Origin of the sequence: Streptomyces sp. (assembly GCF_031178505.1) — a bacterium.
Lineage (GTDB): Bacteria > Actinomycetota > Actinomycetes > Streptomycetales > Streptomycetaceae > Streptomyces > Streptomyces gulbargensis.
On the sequence record NZ_JAPSIW010000661.1, the window covers coordinates 1 to 3,985 of the forward strand.

At 73.9% G+C, this 3,985-nt stretch carries 3 protein-coding genes; all 3 read left to right on the plus strand.

All coding sequences use genetic code 11. From position 1 onward, the window contains the following. Positions 1 to 59 precede the first annotated feature (59 nt). The 3 genes from RIF68_RS30010 (at position 60) to RIF68_RS30020 (ending at position 3,770) form a co-directional block, all read left to right on the plus strand. A complete protein-coding gene (locus RIF68_RS30010; RefSeq protein WP_309054426.1) occupies positions 60 to 1,040 on the plus strand; it encodes a LysR family transcriptional regulator in 981 nt (326 codons plus the stop codon). A gap of 144 nt (positions 1,041 to 1,184) precedes the next feature. Further along, positions 1,185 to 2,540: a nitrate/nitrite transporter gene (locus RIF68_RS30015; protein WP_309054427.1), complete on the plus strand. Its 1,356-nt coding sequence runs from the start codon at positions 1,185 to 1,187 to the stop codon at positions 2,538 to 2,540. A gap of 84 nt (positions 2,541 to 2,624) precedes the next feature. Beyond that, positions 2,625 to 3,770, plus strand: a complete 1,146-nt coding sequence (locus RIF68_RS30020; RefSeq protein ID WP_309054428.1) for a uroporphyrinogen-III synthase — start codon at positions 2,625 to 2,627, stop codon at positions 3,768 to 3,770. Positions 3,771 to 3,985: the final 215 nt, after the last annotated feature.

A 3,985-nucleotide genomic window follows, 5' to 3' on the forward strand; every position in this document is an offset into this window, starting at 1 on the left:
CCGCCCCGGTCCAACACCTGATCGGTGGTGATTCACGCACCTGTGTTGTTGAATGCGGCGTGGCCACTCCGCACGACATCGACCCCCGGCTGCTGCGCGCCTTCACCGCCGTCGCCGAGGAGCTCCATTTCACCCGCGCCGCCGGACGGCTCCACGTCGCCCAGCAGGCCCTCAGCCGGGACATCCGGCGCCTGGAGCGGGAGCTCGGCGCCGACCTCTTCCTCCGCACCACCCGGCAGGTGACCCTCACCCCGGACGGCGAACGCCTCCTGCCGTACGCCCGCCGGGTGCTGGCCGCCCACGACGAACTCCGCGACGCCTTCCGCGCCGAGCCGCGGCCCCTCCTGGTCGACCTCAACAGCCCCGGCCTCGCCCACGAGCGCGTCCTCGCCCGGGCCCGCGAACTCGCCCCCGACCAGGAGCTGATGGCCCGCTTCGAGAGCGGACTCACCGGCGCCGTACGGGACATCCTCGCCGGGCGGCTGGACGTCTCCTTCGGCCGGTACGGAGGTCTCGACCCCCGTTTCCGCGACCGGCTGGACGCGCAGTTCGTGCGGTACGAGCCGATGGCCGTGATCCTGCCCGAGGACCACCCGCTCGCCGGGCTCGGCGAGGTGCCGCTCGGCCGGCTCGCCGGCGAGTCCGTCTACGCGGGCGCCGGCAACGACCGCACCCCCGAGTGGACCGACCTCGCCGTCCGTCTCTTCGCCGGGCGCGGCATCGCCCTCTCCCCGCCCGCCCCGCTCGCGGTCGGCAAGGAGGAGTTCCGGCGCATCATGGCCAAGTACCGCCACCCCGTCCTCGCCGTGGTCGACTTCCCCGCCATGCCCGGCTGCGTCCTGCGGCCCCTCGTCGACCCCGTCCCCCTCTCACCCGTGAGCCTGGTGTGGCGCAAGGGGCTCAGGCACCCGGGACTCGACGCCCTGCGCCGGGCGGCCGCCGAGATCGGCGCCCGGGAGGGCTGGCTGCTGCGCCCGCCCGGCTCCTGGCTCCCCGACGACGAACCCGGACTGCCGCGGCCCCGGCCGGACGGGGCCTGAGGCGGAGCGTGAAGGGGGCGCTCACAGGCGCCCCGCGCCCCGGGTGAGAGCAAGGTTCCGCCCCCGTCACCTCACGCCACCGCCCTGAAACGCGGCCTCCCTAGCGTCGGTCACCTCAGGGATCCGACTCCGTGGAGGTACGTGATGGGTGGCCGCTGGATCGAACGCTGGGAGCCGGAGGACGAGACCTTCTGGCGCGAAGGCGGGGAACGCGTCGCGAAGAGGAACCTCCTCTTCTCCGTGTTCTCCGAGCACATCGGGTTCTCCATCTGGAGCCTCTGGTCCGTGATGGTCCTGTTCATGGGACCCCAGTACGGCATCGACCCGGCCGGCAAGTTCTTCCTGATCGCCACCGCCACCGTCGTCGGCGCGCTGATCCGCATCCCGTACACCTTCGCCGTCGCCCGCTTCGGCGGCCGCAACTGGACCGTCTTCAGCGCCCTGCTGCTCCTCCTCCCCACGGGCCTCGCCTTCGCCGTGATGGAGCCCGGCACCTCGTACTCCACCTTCGTCGTGGTGGCCGCCCTCACCGGCGTCGGCGGCGGCAACTTCGCCTCCTCCATGACCAACATCAACGCCTTCTTCCCGCTCCGGAAGAAGGGCTGGGCCCTCGGACTCAACGCCGGCGGCGGCAACATCGGCGTGCCCGTCGTCCAGCTCGTCGGCCTGCTCGTCATCGGCACCGCCGGCGCCCTGCACCCCCGGATCGTGCTCGGCGTCTACCTGCCCCTGATCGTCGTCGCGGCCGTCTGCTCGGCCCTCTTCATGGACAACCTCGCCCCCGTCCGGAACGACACCGGCGCCGTCAGGGAAGCCGTCCGCTCCCGCCACACCTGGATCATGGCCTTCCTCTACATCGGCACCTTCGGCTCCTTCATCGGCTACAGCTTCGCCTTCGGCCTGGTGCTCCAGACCCAGTTCGGCCGCACCCCGCTCCAGGCCGCCTCCCTCACCTTCATCGGCCCCCTCCTCGGCTCCCTCATCCGGCCCGTCGGCGGCGCCCTCGCCGACCGGCACGGCGGCGCCCGCATCACCCTGGGCACCTTCGCCGCCATGTCCGCCGCCACCGGCGTCGTCCTTCACGCCTCCGTCACCGCCTCGCTCGCCCTCTTCCTCGTCGGCTTCATCGCTCTCTTCGTCCTCAGCGGCCTCGGCAACGGCTCCACCTTCAAGATGATCCCGGCGATCTTCCTCGCCCAGGGGCACCGCAAGGGCCTCACCGGCGAGGCCGCCGAGGCCTACGGACGGCGGCTCTCCGGCGCCTCCATGGGCCTCATCGGCGCCATCGGCGCCCTCGGGGGACTCGGCATCAACCTCGCCTTCCGCCAGTCCTTCCTGACCGTCGGCAGCGGCACCGGCGCCTTCGTCGCCTTCCTCGCCTTCTACGCGGCCTGCATGGCCGTCACCTGGGCGGTATACCTTCGAAGGACGAGCCCCGTCCCCGACACCGCCGAGGGCGCGGAGCAGCCCGAGACCCGGCCCGGATACGCGAAGGTGTGATCTGCCGTGCACGGCGCGGACCGTAACGACCAGGAAATACGCGTGAACCAGGACCGTCACGCGGCCGCGTCAGGCTCGGGCCCCATGGACGAGAACCACGGCGAGAACCACGGCCCCCTGGCCGGCTTCACGGTCGGAGTCACCGCCGCCCGGCGCGCGGACGAACTCATCGCGCTCCTGCGCCGGCGCGGCGCGGCCGTCGTCCACGGGCCCGCCCTGCGGATCGTGCCGCTCGCCGACGACACCGAACTCCTCGCCGCCACCAAGGACCTCATCGGCCACGCGCCCGATGTCGTCGTCGCCACCACCGCGATCGGCTTCCGCGGCTGGGTCGAGGCCGCCGAGGGCTGGGGATGCGGGCAGGAACTCCTCGACGTGCTGCGCGGCAGCGAACTCCTCGCCCGCGGACCGAAGGTGAAGGGAGCGGTACGGGCCGCCGGCCTCACCGAGTCCTGGTCCCCGTCCTCCGAATCCATGGCCGAGGTCCTCGACCGGCTCCTCGCCGAGGGAGTGGCCGGGCGGCGCGTCGCCCTCCAGCTCCACGGGGAGCCGCTGCCCGGCTTCGTGGAGACCCTCACCGCCGCCGGCGCGCAGGTCGTGGGCGTCCCCGTCTACCGCTGGATGCCGCCCGAGGACCCGGCGCCCCTCGACCGGCTCCTCGACGCGGTCCTCACCGGCGGGCTCGACGCCGTCACCTTCACCAGCGCCCCGGCCGCCGCCTCGCTGCTCTCCCGGGCGGCGGAGAAGGGGGTACGGGACGGGCTCGTCGCCGCGCTGCGGCAGAAGGTCCTCGCGGTGTGCGTCGGGCCGGTGACCGCGCTGCCGCTCCAGGCCGAGGGCATCGAGACGTACCAGCCCGAACGCTTCCGGCTCGGGCCGCTCGTCCAGCTCCTCTGCACCGAGCTGCCCGCCCGGGCGCGGGTCCTGCCCGTCGCCGGGCACCGCGTCGAGATCCGCGGACACGCCGTCCTCGTCGACGGCGCGCTGCGGCCCGTACCGCCCGCCGGCATGGCCCTCCTCGGCCTCCTCGCCCGGCGGCCCGGGTGGGTCGTCTCCCGCGCGGAGCTGCTGCGGGCGCTGCCGGGGGCGGGGCGGGACGAGCACGCCGTGGAGACGGCGATGGCCCGCCTCCGCGCGGCCCTCGGCGCCCCCCACCTCATCCAGACGGTCGTCAAACGCGGCTACCGCCTGTCACTGGACCCGTCGGCCGACTCGAAGTACGGGGCGTGACCCGCCGCCGGGCCCCCGCCCCGGCCCGTTAGCGTACGTACGTGATCCCCGACGGTCCTCGCGTGCGCCGCGCCCGCCCCTCCGACGCCCCCGCTCTCGCCGCCGCCCTCTCCCGCAACCGCGCCCACATGCGGCCCTGGGAGCCGCACCGCCCCGAGCGTTACTACACCCCGGCCGGCCAGGCGGAGCGGCTCGGGGACGGGAGCGTGCGGTGG

What these genes read in the sequence shown, in the direction of transcription:
- RIF68_RS30015 (WP_309054427.1), top strand. Translation starts at nt 1,185, where the DNA reads ATGGGTGGCCGCTGGATCGAACGCTGGGAGCCGGAGGACGAGACCTTC.
- RIF68_RS30020 (WP_309054428.1), top strand. Translation starts at nt 2,625, where the DNA reads ATGGACGAGAACCACGGCGAGAACCACGGCCCCCTGGCCGGCTTCACG.